Source organism: Streptomyces sp. NPDC006372 (assembly GCF_040612515.1).
In the GTDB taxonomy this organism is placed as follows: domain Bacteria; phylum Actinomycetota; class Actinomycetes; order Streptomycetales; family Streptomycetaceae; genus Streptomyces.
Genome location: NZ_JBEXQJ010000004.1, coordinates 86,899 through 102,919, shown reverse-complemented (window position 1 = coordinate 102,919; position 16,021 = coordinate 86,899). Strand labels below are relative to the sequence as shown.

At 72.2% G+C, this 16,021-nt stretch carries 16 protein-coding genes; 8 read left to right on the top strand and 8 right to left on the bottom strand.

Features of this window, described 5'->3' with window-relative positions; all coding sequences use genetic code 11:
• Positions 1 to 31: 31 nt before the first annotated feature.
• A complete protein-coding gene (locus ABZ016_RS09860; RefSeq protein ID WP_356916046.1) occupies positions 32 to 898 on the bottom strand; it encodes an alpha/beta fold hydrolase in 867 nt (288 codons plus the stop codon).
• A 357-nt stretch (positions 899 to 1,255) separates the two neighbouring features.
• Here ABZ016_RS09860 and ABZ016_RS09855 point away from each other — a divergent pair, with 357 nt between their 5' ends.
• Complete coding sequence (locus ABZ016_RS09855) at positions 1,256 to 2,791, top strand: alpha/beta hydrolase (RefSeq protein WP_356916330.1); 1,536 nt, start codon at positions 1,256 to 1,258, stop codon at positions 2,789 to 2,791.
• Positions 2,792 to 2,965: 174 nt separating this feature from the next.
• The gene (locus ABZ016_RS09850) at positions 2,966 to 4,927 is read left to right on the top strand and encodes a glycoside hydrolase family 97 catalytic domain-containing protein (RefSeq protein WP_356916045.1); all 1,962 of its coding nucleotides are present in this window, start codon (positions 2,966 to 2,968) and stop codon (positions 4,925 to 4,927) included.
• A 48-nt stretch (positions 4,928 to 4,975) separates the two neighbouring features.
• On the opposite strand, the gene ABZ016_RS09845 is transcribed toward ABZ016_RS09850, so the two are convergent.
• On the bottom strand, positions 4,976 to 6,181 hold the full coding sequence (locus ABZ016_RS09845) for an FAD-binding oxidoreductase (RefSeq protein WP_356916044.1): 1,206 nt from the start codon (positions 6,179 to 6,181) through the stop codon (positions 4,976 to 4,978).
• Positions 6,182 to 6,438: 257 nt separating this feature from the next.
• On the opposite strand from ABZ016_RS09845, the gene ABZ016_RS09840 reads away from it, so the two are divergent.
• From ABZ016_RS09840 to ABZ016_RS09825, 4 genes are read left to right on the top strand one after another with little or no spacing between them, the layout of a single operon-like run.
• Positions 6,439 to 6,843: a sortase-dependent protein gene (locus ABZ016_RS09840; protein WP_356916043.1), complete on the top strand. Its 405-nt coding sequence runs from the start codon at positions 6,439 to 6,441 to the stop codon at positions 6,841 to 6,843.
• The gene (locus ABZ016_RS09835; RefSeq protein WP_356916042.1) at positions 6,840 to 7,448 is read left to right on the top strand and encodes a class F sortase; all 609 of its coding nucleotides are present in this window, start codon (positions 6,840 to 6,842) and stop codon (positions 7,446 to 7,448) included. Before ABZ016_RS09840 ends, ABZ016_RS09835 begins: the two co-directional genes overlap by 4 nt.
• Positions 7,445 to 7,936, top strand: coding sequence for an RNA polymerase sigma factor (locus ABZ016_RS09830; RefSeq protein WP_356916041.1), 492 nt, complete (start codon positions 7,445 to 7,447; stop codon positions 7,934 to 7,936). The genes ABZ016_RS09835 and ABZ016_RS09830 overlap by 4 nt, the downstream gene beginning before the upstream one ends.
• The gene (locus ABZ016_RS09825; RefSeq protein WP_356916040.1) at positions 7,920 to 8,450 is read left to right on the top strand and encodes a hypothetical protein; all 531 of its coding nucleotides are present in this window, start codon (positions 7,920 to 7,922) and stop codon (positions 8,448 to 8,450) included. Before ABZ016_RS09830 ends, ABZ016_RS09825 begins: the two co-directional genes overlap by 17 nt.
• 115 nt (positions 8,451 to 8,565) lie before the next feature.
• Here ABZ016_RS09825 and ABZ016_RS09820 read toward each other — a convergent pair whose 3' ends face one another.
• Positions 8,566 to 9,009, bottom strand: a complete 444-nt coding sequence (locus ABZ016_RS09820) for a PIN domain-containing protein (RefSeq protein ID WP_356916039.1) — start codon at positions 9,007 to 9,009, stop codon at positions 8,566 to 8,568.
• The gene (locus tag ABZ016_RS09815; RefSeq protein WP_356916329.1) at positions 9,006 to 9,266 is read right to left on the bottom strand and encodes a CopG family transcriptional regulator; all 261 of its coding nucleotides are present in this window, start codon (positions 9,264 to 9,266) and stop codon (positions 9,006 to 9,008) included. Before ABZ016_RS09815 ends, ABZ016_RS09820 begins: the two co-directional genes overlap by 4 nt.
• A 219-nt stretch (positions 9,267 to 9,485) precedes the next feature.
• Here ABZ016_RS09815 and ABZ016_RS09810 point away from each other — a divergent pair, with 219 nt between their 5' ends.
• On the top strand, positions 9,486 to 11,048 hold the full coding sequence (locus tag ABZ016_RS09810) for a carbohydrate-binding protein (protein WP_356916038.1): 1,563 nt from the start codon (positions 9,486 to 9,488) through the stop codon (positions 11,046 to 11,048).
• A 218-nt stretch (positions 11,049 to 11,266) separates the two neighbouring features.
• A complete protein-coding gene (locus ABZ016_RS09805; protein WP_356916037.1) occupies positions 11,267 to 12,136 on the top strand; it encodes a putative RNA methyltransferase in 870 nt (289 codons plus the stop codon).
• Between the two features lie 58 nt (positions 12,137 to 12,194).
• On the opposite strand, the gene ABZ016_RS09800 is transcribed toward ABZ016_RS09805, so the two are convergent.
• From ABZ016_RS09800 to ABZ016_RS09785, 4 genes are all read right to left on the bottom strand, one after another.
• A complete protein-coding gene (locus ABZ016_RS09800) occupies positions 12,195 to 12,854 on the bottom strand; it encodes a DUF4328 domain-containing protein (protein WP_356916328.1) in 660 nt (219 codons plus the stop codon).
• Positions 12,855 to 12,923: 69 nt separating this feature from the next.
• Positions 12,924 to 13,289, bottom strand: a complete 366-nt coding sequence (locus ABZ016_RS09795; protein WP_356916036.1) for a DUF952 domain-containing protein — start codon at positions 13,287 to 13,289, stop codon at positions 12,924 to 12,926.
• A gap of 7 nt (positions 13,290 to 13,296) precedes the next feature.
• Complete coding sequence (gene bla / locus ABZ016_RS09790) at positions 13,297 to 14,277, bottom strand: class A beta-lactamase (protein WP_356916035.1); 981 nt, start codon at positions 14,275 to 14,277, stop codon at positions 13,297 to 13,299.
• 31 nt (positions 14,278 to 14,308) lie between these two features.
• Positions 14,309 to 15,943 carry a penicillin-binding transpeptidase domain-containing protein gene (locus ABZ016_RS09785; protein ID WP_356916034.1) on the bottom strand — a complete coding sequence of 545 codons (1,635 nt, stop codon included), beginning with the start codon at positions 15,941 to 15,943 and terminating at the stop codon, positions 14,309 to 14,311.
• Positions 15,944 to 16,021: the final 78 nt, after the last annotated feature.

Genomic DNA, 16,021 nt, shown 5'->3' with positions numbered 1-16,021 from the left:
CCTTGCTCGTGGTGTCTGCCCCTCGCCCTGCCTACAGGAGCGCGGCGAGCTCCCCCAGCTCCCGGGCCGCCGGTGCCGGATCGACCAGCCACTTCAGGTGGCTGCCGGCCAGCGTGCGGACGTCGTACGGATTGTCCGGGGTCAGCTCGTCGCCCTCGCGGATCAGCCGGTCCTGCATGGCGAGGGGCATGCTCGCGTCGTCGGACAGCCGGACGAAGGTCCTCGGGATGCGGCCCCAGGTCGCGGCCTGGGCGCGGTCGGCGGAGGTGCCGACGTCCAGGTTCTCGTCGGGCTGGAAGGTGTTGAGGAAGGTCAGGAACTCCTCGTCGGTGCCGTCGGCCAGGAAGGCGTCCTTGAGCGCCGCGAGGGCGTTCGGGTCGGCGGTGCGGAAGTTCATGCGGAGCAGGCCGAGTTCCGCCGGGTTGCCGGCCATGGCCAGGCCCAGGGACGCGGCGTCGACGGTGGCCATCTCCGGCTCGGCGTAGTAGGCGCCGATATCGAGGTCGACCGGGCACCAGGCAGCTACGTAGACGATCCGGTCGATCAGGTCGGGCCGCGCGTTGGCCGCCGCCGTGACGGTGGCGCCGCCGCGGCTGTGGGCGACGAGGATCACGGGGCCGTTCCGCTTGGCCCGCTCCAGGACACCGATCAGGTGCGCGGCGTTGTCGGCGAGCGTGACGCCCTTGATCGAGCCGGGAGCGGTCGCGAGCCCCTCGGCGTCCTGCGGCGCCTGGTAGGCGCGGGTGTACGTCGCCGCGAAGCCGTGCCCCGGCAGGTCGACGGCGACCGAACGGTGCCCGAGGAGGCCGAGTTCCGCCTGGAGCGGCGCCATGGAGAAGGAGTTGGCGAAGGCGCCGTGGACCAGTACGAACGTCGGCTGCTGTATCTGTCTGCTCATTCTGCGACCCTAATCGACCGGCCGTGTCAACAACCGGGGTTCGAGGAGGACTTGGGCAGCGGGCCTTCCCGGTGAACGCCACGGCAACTACCGCCGGGTAAGGGAGAGATCGCGTCGAGATGCAACCACAAGGTCGCTCCCTCCCCTCTTCCTTCCCAAGTGAGCTGGAAACTTCAACCACTCGACCGCATCGGCAACGCGCCGCGGCGCACGCGCCCGAGGGGAATCCACACAGTGACCACACCCGAGCACAGACCAGGCCGGTCCGGCACCCGCGTCCGCAGACGTCTCCCTCGTCTGAAGACCGCCCTCACCGCCACCCTCGCCCTGGCCCTCGCCGGCACCGCCGCCCAGGCGATGGCCGCCCAGCCGGACACGAGGACGGAGCAGCCCGCCGTACCGTCCCTCTCCTGGTCCGACTGCCAGGGCGGATTCGAGTGCGCCGACGCCCAAGTGCCCCTGGACTACCGCGATCCGCAGGGCAGGACCCTCACCCTCGCGGTGATCCGCCGGAAGGCCCCGGACCAGGCCAAGAAGAAGGGCACCCTCTTCCTCCAGCCCGGCGGTCCCGGCAACTCCGGCGTGGACTTCGTGCGCGGCAACTACGCCGACCTGCCGGCGTCCGTGCGTGACTCCTTCGACGTCTTCGGGTACGACGTCCGCGGCGTCGGGCGCAGTTCGCAGGTCGAGTGCTGGAACGACCAGACGTACACCCAGGCCGTCACCGCCGCGAAGGGCGTCCCCGGCCCGGACGCCTACGAGCCCGCCGTGCGCCAGGCCGCCGCGTTCGACCAGGCCTGCCAGGACAACGCGGGCGACCTGCTGCCGTACGTGGGCACCGAGTACGTCGCCCGCGACATCGACCTGCTGCGCCAGGCCCTCGGCGAGAACCAACTCACTTACTACGGGCGCTCGTTCGGCAGCTTCATAGGCACCGTCTACGCCGCCCTGTTCCCCGACCGGGTGCGTGCCCTGGTGCTCGACGGCGCGTACGACCCGGAGCACTACGCGAACCGGCCCTACGCCTACGACCGGCCCCAGTACCTGGCCCTGGACGGCGCGATGAGCCGGTTCCTCGACTGGTGCGCGGCGGACCAGGCCACGTGCGGGTTCGGCGACGGCGACCCCCGGGGCGCGTTCCAGAAGCTCAAGGCCGACCTGGACGCCAACCCCGTACCGACGGCGAACGGCGGTCAGGCGAACGGCTACACCCTCGTCTACCGCCTCCTGTTCAACATCAACGCGGGCAAGGTCATCTGGCCCTCCCTCGGCGAGGCGCTGCGCAAGGCCCAGCAGCGCGACAACACCTCGTTCCTGCTCCGGCCGCCGTCCGCCGCCAGCTACGACTTCCTCAATCCGAACGTGGTCGTCGAGTGCGTCGACAAGGACTACCCGCGGGACCCGGCCCTGCTGAAGCGGAAGGTGACCTCCTTCGCCAAGTCCACGCCGCTGCTCGGACCGGCCCTCGCCTACGGCCCGCCGCTCTACGACCACCAGCACGCCACCGCCTGCGCCCAGTGGCCCGCCGAGAAGGTCAGCCGCTACGACGGTTCCTTCCGCGCCAAGGGCTCCGCGCCGATCCTGGTCCTCGGCACCACCGGCGACCCGGACACCCCGTACCAGGACGCGGTGGCGCTGTCCCGGCAGCTGGACAACGGCCGGCTGCTCACCTTCAGGGCCGAGGGGCACACCGCGTTCGGGCGCAGCGTCTGCGCGACGGACGCCGTCACGAGCTACCTCGTCGACCTGAAGGTCCCGGCGCGCGGCACGACCTGCGCCGACGAGACCCAGCCGCCGTCCTCCATGCCGAAGACGGCCCCGCCCGGCACGACCCTCGGCGAGCTCCGCCACGGCGTCGACGACCGGCTCGACCGTATCGGCGCCCTGCGCTGACCGACCGCACCACGGCACCCCGGCTGCCGGGCCGCACAGGCCTGGTGCCCGGGGTGTTCCCGTGTTCGAGCGGCTCCGGCCTCTTGACCCCGCCTCGCGGCGGCGCGTACAACTGCACTCGCCACCCGCAGAAAACGGTTACTACCCTATTACCGCAAGGGAAGGTCCCTCACCATGAGAGCTTCGGGAGAACGGGAAGAGCCGACCGTGGGGCGGACGTCCCGCAGGGTGGTGCTCAAGGGCGCGACCGTCGGCGCCGGGCTGGCCGCGGCGGGCATCGCCACCACGCACCCCGCCCACGCCACGGGCCGCCGGCGGCAGAGCGTCACCGCCCGCATGGGCGGCACTTCCGTCACCCTGGCCCTGGTCGACGGAGAGCTCCGCTGGTCCGCCCGGCGGGGCGGCAGGACCGTGATCGGCACCTCGGCCCTCGGCATCCGGCTGGGCGACGGCACCGTCCTCGGCAACGACGCCCAGGTGGTCCGGAGCCGGCACCGCACGCACCGCTCCACCTGGACCCCGGTCTACGGGCGCAACGCGACCGTCACCGACCAGTACCAGGAGCAGCGCTGGGACCTGCGGGACCGCGCCTCCGGCATCCGCTTCGGCGTCCAGGTCCGCGCCTACCGGACCGGCGTCGCCCTGCGCTACCTGCTCCTCGGCCGAGGCGACCAGGGCACCGCCACCATCGCCGACGAGCTGACGACGTTCGTCTTCCCGCACGGCACGACCGTCTACAGCGCCCGCGACGAGAACGCCTACGAGCCCGTGGCCCCGGACTCCATACCGGTCACCGGCACCCCCACCACCGACAACGGCCCCCTGACCGACCTGCCCCTGACCGCCACGCTCGGGGACGGGCTCATCGCCTGCGTCTGCGAGTCCGCCCGGGTGGACTACCCCCGGCTGATGCTCGGTTCGGCCGCCGGAGCGGCCGGCGCGCTCTCCGCCTTCCTGATGGAGCACACCGCCCGCGGCACCGGCCCGGTCGAGACGGCCACGACCGTCACCACCCCCTTCGCCACGCCCTGGCGCGCCGTCGTCATCGGCACCACCCACGCCGAACTCGTCGACAACGCCGAGCTGGTGCTCAACCTGGCCCCGGAGAACGCCCTCCCCGACACCTCGTGGATCAAGCCCGGCAAGGTCTTCCGCTGCGAGCTCACCACCGCGGCCGGACTGGCGGGCGTCGACTTCGCCGTGGCCCGGGGGCTCCAGTACATCGAGTACGACGCCGGCTGGTACGGCCCGGAGTTCAGCACCCCGGACGCCACCGCACCGATCCCCGCCATCGACCTGCCGTCGGTCATCTCGTACGCCACGGGCAAGGGCATCGGCGTCTTCCTCTACGTCAACCGGCTCGCGCTGACCGACGCCGACTCCCTCTTCGGGCTGTACAAGAGCTGGGGCGTCCAGGGCATCAAGCTCGGCTTCATCAACGACGGCACGCGGACGATGACGAACCAGATCATCGACTGGGCGAGGACGGCCGCGAAGTACGAGCTGCTCATCGACATGCACGACGACGTCCGGCCGTTCGGCTACGAGCGCACCCACCCGAACTGGATCAGTCTGGAGGGCGTGCGCGGCAACGAGCAGTTCCCGACCGCCACGCACAACGTGACGCTGCCGTTCGCCCGCAACATCGGCGGCCCGATGGACTACACCATCTGCTACGGCCAGTCCCGCGACAGGACGACCAACGCCCACCAGATGGCGATGGCGGCGGTCTACTACCAGCCCCTGAACTTCCTCTTCTGGTACGACAAGCCGTCCAAGTACAACAACCCCGCCAACTGGCCCGGCCTGCCCTGGTTCAACGCCGTCCCCACGACCTGGGACGAGAGCCGCACCCTGGCCGGATCGATCGGCGAGTACGTCGCCGTCGCCCGCCGCGACGGCTCCACCTGGTACCTGGGCGCGATGACGAACGAGTCGTCGAGGACGCTGTCCCTGCCCCTGGCCTTCCTCGGCCGCGGCACGTACACGGCGACGGTCTACGCCGACGGCACCCCGGGCGCGAGCCCGTACCAGACCCCCGTCGTGGTCAGCAGCCGGACCGTCACCCGCGACGACACCCTCGACGTGGCCATGGCCCCGGCGGGCGGCCAGGCGGTCGTTCTGAAGCCGAGCTGATCCGGCAGGGGGCGGGGGTTTACCCAGGGACGCCGGCTGTTCCGCCCCTCACACGACGTGCGACTCGGGCCGGACCTCCGCGCCGGCCCGGAAGCGGTCGGCGCTGAGCGGGCCGATGTCGACGCAGGGCGTGCGGTCCAGGTACAGGTCGCGGACGACCTCGCCGACCGCCGGGGCCTGGAGGAAGCCGTGGCCCGAGAACCCGGTGGCGTAGAGGAAGTTCACGACCTCGCCGGAGCGGCCGATCAGCGCGTTGTGGTCGGGCGTGACCTCGTAGAGCCCGGCCCAGCCGCCCGCCGTGCCCAGGTCCGCGAGGGCGGGGGCACGGCGGCGTACGGCCGTGCGGAACAGCTCCAGCCACTCCGGTGTCCAGGTGGTGTCGAAGCCGTCCGGTTCGGCGGGGTCGGCCAGGCCGAACAGCAGGCCGTCGTCGCTGTTGTGGAAGTACGCCGAGGACGAGAAGTCGATGGTGAAGGGGATGCGCGGGGCGGGTGGTGCGAGCGGGACGGTGAAGGCCAGCTGGCGGCGCACCGGCCGCACCGGGAGGGGGACGCCGGCCATCTCGCCGATCCGTGCCGACCAGGCGCCGGTGGCGCAGACGACCGTGGCGCAGTCGATACGTCCGCGGTCGGTGTGGACGGCCGTCACACGGTCGCCCGCGGTGTCGAGGCCGGTGACGGTGGTGTGGGTCGCGAGGACGACCCCGGCCCGTGCCGCCGCCCGCGCGTAGCCCTGGACGACCAGTCCGGGCCGGGCGTGGCCGTCGTCGGGCGAGTGGGCGGCGGCCACCAGCCCCTCGGTGCTGACGTACGGGCACAGGCGGCGGGCCTCCTCCGGATCGGTCATGCGGCTGGGGACGCCGAGGGAGTTCTGCAGCCGGACCCCGGCCTCGAAGTCCGCGGCCTGCCGCTCGGTGGTCAGCAGGAAGAGGTAGCCGACGGTGTCGAGCCTGATGTCGGCGCCGGGGCGGTCCGGGAAGTCGCGGAAGGCGCGCAGACTCCGGTGGCCCAGCTCGATGTTGAGCGGGTCGGAGAAGTGCGCCCGTACACCGCCGATCGGTTTGCCCGAGCTGCCGCGGCCCAGCTCCCCGCGTTCCACGACGACGATGTCCCGCACCCCGGCCTCGGCGAGGTGGAAGGCGATGCTGGTGCCCATCACGCCACCACCGATGATCACGACATCGGCGGTGCGGGGGACGGTGGGGAAGACGGGTGAGGGGGCCAACGGGCCGTCCTTTCTTCGCCGTTCGAGCATGAGGACCTTCGCCGTCCCCGTATGAGAACCTTCGTCGTCCCCGTATGAGAACCTTCGTCGTCCCTGTACGGGGAATTCCGCCGTTCACGCACCGGGATGCCGGGATCGAGCGTGCGGCACGGAGTCGCCCCTGCCACGGGCGGCGGCCGGACTTTGCCATCTCTTTACAACCCGTCGCACGGCCGGCTCGTCTCTCCGCACGACCCGTCACCCACCCCGCCGACCACCGGGCGGGACCGACGAAGGAGAGCGATTCCATGCGCCGAACCGTCCTGAGCGCCCTGGCCCTCGCGGGCACCGCCGTACTGCTGGGCACCGGGCCCGCGTTCGCGAGCGGGGCGACGACCCCGAGCCCGGTCCCGTCGGCCGCGCCCACCACCCACCCGGACCGCAGCGCCGAGCCGACGGCCAGTGCCGAACCGACCCGCCCGCCGGCCACCGACCGCCGCGCCCCGAGCGCCGAACCGACCCGCGTGCCGGCCGAGGACGCCAGGGACCAGGTCTCCGTCGTGCCGAGCGGCGCGCCCGACACCGGTGTGACGGCGGCGGCCTCGTCCTCCGCGGGCGGCGGCACGGCGGTCGGCGCGGGCGCCGCCGCGGTGCTCGCCGTGGGCGGCGGGACGTTCCTCGTCGTGCGCCGCCGCCGGGCGACCGGGGCATGACTCCGTTCTCCAGGCGCGCGTTCACGACCGCGGCACTGGCGTCCGCGCTGACGGCGTGCGGGAGCCACGAGACAGCCGAACGACAGCCGAAGCCCCGGCCGGTCCCGGCCAAGGGGGCGCGTGCCCTGGCCCGTTCGGCTCCGGTCCGGCTGCTGATCCCGGCCATCGGCGTCGACACCCCGGTCATCCGGCTGGGCCTGGCCCCCGACGGCACGGTGCAGGTGCCGCCGGTCACGGCGCACGACCGGGCGGGCTGGTACCGGCACTCGCCGACACCCGGCCGGACCGGCCCGTCGGTGATCCTCGGCCACGTCACGGTCGGCCCGTACGGGGACGGTGTCTTCCGTCACCTCGCCCGGCTGCGGCGGGGCGAGGTGATCGTGGCGCGCCTGGAGAACGGCACGGCCGCGGAGTTCACCGTCACGGCCGTACGGACGGTGCCCAAGTCGCACTTCCCGGTGGACGACGTCTACGGGAACGTGGACCGCCCGGAGCTGCGGCTGATCACGTGCGGCGGAGCGCGTACCGGCGACGGATACGCGGACAACGTGATCGTCTTCGCCGTGCTGAGCGGCGCCGAGTCCCCCACCTCTGGAGAGCGTTGAAACGGTCCCGCGAGAAGGCCGCGTCCGAGCTGTTCGCCGCCCTCTACCCGCGCCTCGCCGGCTGGTGCCGCCGGCTCGTCGACGACGACGAGACGGCGCACGAGATCGCCTCGGAGGCGTTCACCCGGCTCTGGGCGCGCTGGACGTCCGTGGAGGAGCCCCGGGGCTTCCTCTACGTCACCGCGGCCAACCTCGTACGGGACCACTGGCGCAAACTGGAACGCGAGCGCCGGGCCATGCACCGCGTCACCTCGGAAGCGGCCGTGCGCCCCCACCCCGAGCAGGCCGACCCGTCGGTGCGCCTGCTCGTCCAGTCGCTCCCCGAACGACTCCGCGTCCCGATCCTCCTGCACTACTACGCTGACATGCCGATCCGGGAGGTGTCCGCGCTGACCGGGCGCAAGGAAGGAACCGTCAAGGCCGACCTGCACGCGGCCCGGGAACTGCTCCGCGTCCACCTGAGGAGAAGCCTTGACCACACGCCTTGACGACGACGGCCCGGAGTTCGGCCCCGACGACCCGCTCGCCGTGATCCTGCGCCCCTCCTCCCCGGACCACCTGAGCGCACCCTCCGGCCACTACGAGACGATCCGCCGCAGGGCGACCCGCCGCCGCCTCCTGCGCACCGCGGCCGGAGCCGGCCTGCTCTGCGCCACAGCCGTCCTGCTCGCCCTCCCCCTGCGTCTCACGTCCCCGGAGCCCCCCGGCTCCCCGACGATCCCGATGGCCCCACCGTCCCGGGACACCACCCCCTCACCGCCCGCGTCCCCGTCCCCCTCGGGCCCCGCGTCCGGCACTCCGACCGGCCCCACGTCCGGCACCTCGACCGGGCCGACATCCGAAGCCCCGGCCGACCGCGCGTCCGACGCCCCCACCGACCGGGCGTCCGACGCCACACCGACCTCACCTCGCCGGCCGTCGGCCATCCCGACGCCGGTGCGCCCGGTGCCGTCCGCGACCCGGCCGTCCCCGGACCTGAGGGCGACGCCCAGCAACCGGTGACCCGCGTTGCCGGTGGCCGCGTTGCCGGTGACCCACGTGAACAGCTGGGCGTACCGGTTCCGCCGGCGGCCGGTCGCCAGGTCGCCGGAGAGCTACGCGGGCCCGTCGGTCACGGTCAAAGCGGAAGATCGTCCGGCAGCACGCGGAACGCCTTGTGCCGACCCAGAGGACGTACGGCCCTGAAGTCCCGCCGGTCGAGAGTGAGGATCGCGTCGGTGTCGTAGTCGGCGGCCAGCGCCACGTTCACCGCGTCGGCGAGATCGAGGTTCAGCGCGCCGTGGCGCTTGCGGGTCGACTGCGCCGCGGCCAGGTGGTTCTCCGTGATCTCCGGGACGACGACCCGGCCGTGCCCCATCCATCGGCGGATGTCGTCGACCGCGCTCATCGCGGCCGTTCGCCCCAGCTCGCGAGTGGCGACGTGATCGAGTTCCGCCAGCAGCAGTGGTGACATGACCAGGAGCCCCGCTGCCATGATCGCCTCGTTGGCCGCGCCGTGCTCCGGGTGGGTCGAGTCCAGGGCGGCCAGGAGCCCGGACGTATCGGCGATGACGATGATCACGCGGCGTTGCCTGCTCCCGACTCGCCACCGACCGCGTCGGCGACGGTGTCTCGCACCTCGTCCTTCGACGGCGTACGCCCCGGCCCCTCGAACGTGCGCGAGAACAGCGGTTCGTCCCAGACGCGGTTGGCCATGGCCGCGAGGTGGATCCCCTGACGGATGATCTCGGCCTCGCTGACGCCCCTCCGCTCGGCGGCCGCTTTGATGATCGCCAGGTCCTCGGGGTCCGCGTAGACGTTGGTGCGCTTCATCGGCATGTACCAAGAGTAGGTCATGTACCAGATTGATGTATGGGTACGGAGATCGACACCTTGGTCAGGTCCATGAATCTGATTCACGTATCGAGTCTTGACGCGTTCACGGCAGGCTTCTACGTTGCCCACAGAAAGCGCTTGCTCCCGGCCGGGGCCGACCCGCAGTCACGTGACTGGTTCATACACCCGAACATCCAACGTCACCACCCTTGGAGACGAACGATGCACCTGAGACCAGTGATCGCGTCCGTCGGCCTGCTGGCCGGCAGCCTCGTCGCGCTGTCCGGCGGCCCGGCCCAGGCGGCCTCCACCCGGTACGAGGCCGAGGTGTCCCCGGCGGTCTGTGCCGGCAGCATCGACTCGGACTGGGCCGGATACTCCGGCAGCGGGTTCTGCAACGGCGACAACGGGACCGGTGGCTACGCGCAGTTCACCGTGACCGCGTCCGCCGCCGGCACGGCGACGCTGAAGGTCCGCTTCGCCAACGGCACGACCGCCGCACGGCCCGCGAACATCGTGGTGAACGGCTCGACGGCCGCCTCGGTGTCCTTCGAGAGCACCGGCGCGTGGAACACCTGGGCGACCAAGACGCTCAGCGTGCCGTTACGGTCCGGCAGCAACACCGTCCGGCTCAGCCCGACCGGCTCCGGCGGCCTGCCCAACGTCGACCACCTCGACGCCGAGACGAGCGGCGGCGAGCCGCAGCCCACCGGCCCGGCGCTCTACGTGTCGCCGAACGGCACCGACAGCGCGGCCGGTACCGAGTCCAGCCCGACGACGCTCACCTCCGCGATCAGCCGGGTCTCCGCCGGCGGGACGATCTACCTGCGCGGCGGCACCTACCGCTACTCCCAGACCGTCACCATCCCGGCAGGGAGGAACGGCACCGCGGGCGACCGCACGGAACTGTTCGCCTACCCCGGCGAGACGCCCGTGCTCGACTTCTCCGCCCAGACCGAGGACCCGGCCAACCGCGGCCTCGCCGTGAACGCGTCCTCCTGGCACGTCAAGGGCCTCGTCGTACAACGGGCCGGTGACAACGGCATCTTCCTCAGCGGCAGCAACAACGTCATCGAGCGCACGGTGACCCGCTTCAACCGCGACTCCGGACTCCAGCTCTCGCGGGCCCTCTCCAGCACGCCCAAGGACCAGTGGCCCTCGAACAACCTCATCCTGAGCGCGGAGTCGCACGACAACGTCGACTCCGACGGCGAGGACGCCGACGGTTTCGCCCCGAAGCTCACCGTCGGCCCCGGGAACGTCTTCCGCTACACCGTGTCCCACAACAACATCGACGACGGCTACGACCTCTACACCAAGCCGGACACCGGCCCCATCGGCCCGGTGACCATCGAGGACTCCCTCGCCTACGGCAACGGCACCCTCAGCGACGGCTCCCAGGCCGGCAACGGCGACCGCAACGGCTACAAGCTCGGCGGCGACGACATCGGCGTCAACCACGTCGTCCGGCGCAGCATCGCCTACCAGAACGGCAAGCACGGCTTCACCTACAACAGCAACACCGGCTCGATGCAGATTTCGGACAACGTGAGCATCGGCAACGAGCAGCGCAACTTCAACTTCGACTCCGGCAGCAAGTCGGTGTTCCGCTCCAACACCTCCTGCGACAGCGGATCGAACGACCGGATCATCGGGGACTCCGACAGCTCGAACCAGTTCTGGTCCGGCTCGAACGGCTCCCGCTGCTCCTCCTACGCCGGTGCCCTGCGCTGGTCCTTCGCCTCGGACGGACGGCTCGTCGTGACGTTCGGGGGCAGCCGGTAGCCTGGCCGTATGGCATTGGCATGCACCGGTCTTCCGCACTGCTTCCTCTGACGCGGCGGTGAGGACGGCGACGTGAGTCGGACCTCACGTCGCCGTCCTCGGTGTGCCCGCCGCCGGCGGGCCCCGACGGCTCACCGTCCACCGCCCGCACGGGGCCCGCGGCTTCACGCTTCGTCATGTCGTCGCGCCGCGCCGATCCCCGTCGTCGAGGAGCAACCATGCCTTCGCGTCCTGACCGACGCCTGCCGTCCGACCGGCTTCTGACCGTCCTGACCTGCCCCCTGTGCCCGTCCGGCCTGGCACCCGCCGACGGTGCCCTGCGGTGCGCCGACCGGCACAGCTTCGACATCGCCCGCCACGGCTACGTCAGCCTGCTGACCGGCCGGCGGCGTGCCGCGAGCGCCGACTCCGCCGACATGGTCCGCAGCCGCGCCGCGTTCCTGCGCGCCGGACACTACGACCCGCTCGCCCGCGCCCTCGCGGGGCTCGCCGCGGAACTGGCCCCGCCCGACGCGACCGTGCTGGACGCCGGGTCCGGCACCGGCCACTACCTCGCGACGGTCCTGGACGCCCTGCCCGGGGCCATGGGCCTGGGGCTCGACAGTTCCGCCCCCGCGCTGCGCGCCGCGGCCCGCGCCCACGCCCGCGGGGAGGCCGTCGGCTGGGACGTCTGGCAGCCGTGGCCGGTCCGCACCGGCTGCGCCGACCTCGTGCTGAACGTCTTCGCACCCCGCAACGGGCCGGAGTTCCACCGCGTCCTTGGGCCGCACGGAGCCCTGCTCGTGGTCACGCCCACGGACCGGCACCTGGGTGAACTCCGGCCGTCCCTAGGCCTGCTGGCCGTCGACCCAAGGAAGGAGGAACGCCTGAGCCGCACCCTGGCGGCGCACTTCCGCCCCGCACACACCGAGCCGCTGGAGTACGCCATGAGCCTCACGCCGGAGGACGTCACCGGCCTGGTGACCATGAGCCCGGCCGCGCACCACGTCTGTCCGGCGGAACTGCGCCGTCGCGTCGGGGAGTTGCCGGCACCCGTGCGGGTCACCGCCTCGTTCGTGGTGTCGGTGTACCGGCCGAAGGGCCGCTAGGGCCTTCTGGCGTCGCGGCCGTCCGGCCCCGGTCGCGGGGCCGTCGGTGGTGCCTCGGTCAGGAGGTGGGACGGGCGGCCTCGTCCATGCGCTGTCGCTGTGCCGTGGTGAGCGTGCGGACCATGAGGGCGGCGGTCGCGGCCGCGGCCACGATCATCAGGTCGGCGGCGAGCAGGGGCAGGACGCCGCTGTAGGCGCGGGCGATGACCTCGTCCGTGGAGTCGGCGTAGATCAGGCCCACTCCACCGGCCAGACCGGCCAGCCACAGGCCCCACCAGCAGTTCACGACGAACGGCAGCTTCCGGTCGGGGAAGACCGAGCCGTGGACGTCCGCGACCATGCCCCGGGGCACCCACAGATTCATGACCGGCACGATCCAGCCCAGGAAGAGCCAGGGGTAGCCGTATCGCGGCTTCGTGCCCGAGAGGACACGGGCGTTGTCCCGGGCGCGGTCCAGCCAGAGGAGGAACGCGACCGCGCAGATCACCGTGACGGCGTCGCCCGCGGAACTGACCGAGTGGTAGGCGTCCTCCAGGGCGGTCAGGGGGCGGTGGACGCCGTTTCCCTGGTCCGGCAGTCCGGAGGCCGGACGGCCCGCGCCGGCGAGCCGGATGTGCCAGACCGCCCGCGCCGCCCAGGCGACTCCGGCGAGGGCGAGAGCCGCGATCGCGCAGCGGGCCGCGCCGCGGATCGGGCGCAACGCACCGTCCGGGGCGATGGAAGGGGCCGGGGGCCGGGGGGTGTTGGCAGGTTCCTGATCACTCACCCGGTCATCTTGTCGTACTGCTCAGTCTGTCGTGCCACTCAGTCCCGTCGCCCGGCCCTCCTCGTCCCACCGCACCTCGAGGACGTGGTCGACGGCGTCCCGGTCGAGGGGGCCGAACACGTGCGGGAACAGGACGTCCCCGGAGACCCCGGGCGGCGGGGCGGGGGCCGCCGCCTCCCATGCCACCCTCGCGGTCAGGCGCGCCTCGTCGAGGGCGAGCACCAGCAGGGGCCTGGGCGCGTCCCGGTAGAAGGCGTTGACGACGGCGAGGGTGGCCGGCTCGTCCGGGGAGCAGTGCACGAAGCCCTCCTCGGCGAGGGAGGCGGGCGCGTACGCCTGACCGGGGGCGGTGTTCCAGACGGTACGCGGTACGACGTGATAGATCATGCCCCCGTTATAGACCCCGGCGAGGGGACTGCCGGAGTCCCAGGGCGGTGATGGTCCGGGCGGTGGCTTCGGCGATCAGGGCGTCCGAGGGTTCTGCGTCGTAGCCGGGCCGGTCGGTCATGACGGCCAGGACGAGGGGTTCGCCGCGCGGCGGGTGGATGATCGCGATGTCGTTGGCCCTGCCGTAGTTGCCCGTTCCGGTCTTGTCGGCCACTTTCCAGCCCTTGGGGAGCCCGGCCCGGATACGCCGGGTGCCGACGGCGGTGGCATTGCGTGCGAGCAGGTCCGCCAGCAGGGCGCGTTCGCCGGCGGGCAGGGCGGTGCCCAGGACCACTCGGCGGAAGTCGGCGGCGATCGCCCGGGGAGTGGTGGTGTCGCGGGGGTCGTCCGGTGGTACGTCGTGCAGTTCGGGTTCGTAGTGGTCCATGCGGCTGACGGTGTCGCCGAGTTCGCGCAGATACGCGGTGAGCTTCGACGGGCCGCCGAGGTCGCGCATCAGGAGGTTGCCCGCCGTGCCGTCGCTGTAGCGGACGGCGGCGTCGCAGAGTTGCCGGAGGGTCATCCCGGTCGTGAGGTGTTTGGAGGTGATCGGTGCGGTGGATCTGAGGTCGGCCCGGGTGTAGGTGACGCGTCGGTCGAGGCCGTCGAGGGAGCGGTGGTGCAGGACCGCCGCCGCGGCCAGGGCCTTGAAGGTCGAGCAGAACGCGAAGCGTTCGTCGGCACGGTGGACCGCCGTGACGCCGGTCGCGGTGGCCAGGGCGTGGACGCCGACGCGGGCGCCGTACTCGCGCTCCAGATCAGCCAGGCGGAGGCGGTGGACCGGCGGGGCGGGGGTGCGGCTCGGCCGTGGTGTGGTGGGCCGGGCGGTGGTGCCGGTGCTGCCTGCCGGGCCGGTGTCCGGGTCGGCCGTACCGCAGCCGGCCAGGGGGGCCAGGAGCGCGGCGGCCAGGAAGGCCCGGCGGGACGAGGCGGGCCCGTCGACGGACATGCTTGGTGCTCCCTTCGGTCGGGGTGTCATTTCACTCGGAATCGCCCGGCGCCGCGGACAGCAGGCTGTGGATGATCGGGCCGGCGGAGCCGCCGCCGGTGACGCCCTCCTCGACGATGCACGCGACGGCGACGTTTCCGCGGTGGGCGACCAGCCAGCCGTTGTTGTCCTGGTCGTCGGAGACCTCCGCGGTGCCGGTCTTCGCACCGATCTCGCCGGGCAGACCGGAGAGACCGCGCGCCGTGCCGCCGGTGACCGTGGCACGCAGCATCTCCCGCAACTGGGTGACGACACCCCGGGGCAGCGGGGTCGTGCTGGTCCTGTCGTCGTTCCCCTCGGTCAGCGAGGGCTGGTGGAAGGTACCGGACACGGCCGTCGCCGTGACGGACGCCATGATCAGCGGGTTGGCCTGCACCCGGCCCTGCCCGATCATCGAGGCGGCCTTCTCCGTCTCGTCCCTGGGCGCCGGCACCGATCCGTCGTACGAGGGCGCCCCGACGTGCCACTCCTGGCCGACGCCGAAGTACTTACGGGCGACGTCCGCCAGTTCCCTGTCCCCGAGCCTGTCGCGCAGGCTGATGAACGCGGTGTTGCACGACTCGGTGAAGTCCTTGCGGAAGGTGGCGCCGGGATGCTCGGACAGCTCCACGTTCTGGAACCGCTTCCCCACGGTGAGGTACTTGGGGCAGTCGACCACGTCGTCGGGTGCGACGGCGTCCTTGAGCAGCAGGGCGCTGCTGGTGACGATCTTCCAGGTGGAGCCGGGTGCGTAGGTGCCGGAGAGCGCGCGGTTGAAGCCGGACGACGGGGAGTTGGCCACGGCCAGGATCTCGCCGTCGTCGATCCGCAGGGCGACGAGCGCGGCGTTCCGGCCGCCGGCGTGGGCGGTGAGGGCCTGCTCGGCGGCGGACTGCCAGCCGGCGTCGAGGGTGGTGCGAACGGGGCCCCGGTCCCGGACGGTCCGCGCACCGAACCTGGCCTCCGTGCGCTCGACTTCACCGGTGGCGCGGTCGACCAGGTGGATCGCCCCGCGCGGGCCGGTGCCCTCGCCGCCCCCACCGAGCTGCGCCATGACAGGGCCCAGGGAGGGGTACCGGTCGCCCGACAGGGTCTTCCCCGCCCGGTCTCTGACCTCGGGGGGCTTGGTCTCCTCCCGTTCGAGGCGGAACTTGTCGGTGCCGCTCAGCCGCGGATGGACCAGGGACAGCGTCCAGTCGACCTTCCACCTGCCGTCGCCCTGCTCGCGCAGTGGCAGCTTCGACTCGTAGGTCCAGGTGCCCAGGCCTTCGACGGGCATCCGGGCGGTGAACGGGACGATGACCGTGCCGTCCTCGGCCTCGGCCGCGGTCTCGGCCGTGAGTTTCGGTCCGCTGATGTCGAGGCCGGAGGTGAAGCTGTCCAGCACGCGCCGGGCCGTGTCGGGGCTGGTCGTACGGTCGGCCGCGCTCGGCAGCCGGCCGGCGGCCCAGTCGGCGAGGAACGCGCGGGCCTGTCTCTCCGCCGCGGGGTCGGGCCCGGTGTCCCGCTCGAAGGGACCGAGACCGGCCGCGTACGCCCCGCCGACGGCGAGCGCCAGCACCACCGCGACCGCGGTGCCGACCCGTACGGCCCTCCGTCGTCGTGTGCGATCTCCGGTGATGACGCTGGTGTGGTCGTCGTGATCCATGTGCCGAGAACAGCAGCGGCCCCGCAGCCTGTCCAAGACCAGTATCGGTCTCGGATCAATATGCAGTCGATATGATGA